The organism is Erythrobacter sp. (assembly GCF_038133525.1).
In the GTDB taxonomy this organism is placed as follows: Bacteria; Pseudomonadota; Alphaproteobacteria; order Sphingomonadales; family Sphingomonadaceae; genus Qipengyuania.
The window spans coordinates 1-368 of the sequence record NZ_JAYPTL010000165.1; the positions used below are offsets into that span (position 1 = coordinate 1).

The following is a 368-nucleotide window of genomic DNA, read 5'->3' on the forward strand; positions in this document are numbered from 1 at the left end:
CTCCAGGAAGGCGAAGTGCTGCCGCTCGGCGCGACCACGCCGGTCAAGGTAGACGTGAGTATTGTCGCTGCGACCAACCGCATTCTTGCCGCCGAAGTTACAGCCGGTCGGTTCCGTGAAGACCTTCTCTATCGTCTCAACGTTTTTCCCATTTCGCTCCCCCCTTTGCGCGAACGCCGCGGCGATATCGCCCCGCTCGCCTTTGGAATGCTCCTGCGCCACGCGGGCGAGCCGGGACAGCCGTGCTGGATTTCGGGTCAGGCGCTCGCGCTGCTCGAAGCGCATCCGTGGCCGGGCAACGTCCGCGAGCTCGAAAACGTTATCCGCCGCGCGATCCTGCTCGCGGGGAAAGAGCCGCAGATCATGGC

At 64.7% G+C, this 368-nt stretch carries 1 protein-coding gene; it reads left to right on the plus strand.

Features of this window, described 5'->3' with window-relative positions; all coding sequences use genetic code 11:
* A partial coding sequence (locus tag AAFM29_RS17560) for a sigma 54-interacting transcriptional regulator (protein ID WP_341714007.1) occupies nt 1–368 on the plus strand: 368 nt, incomplete at both ends.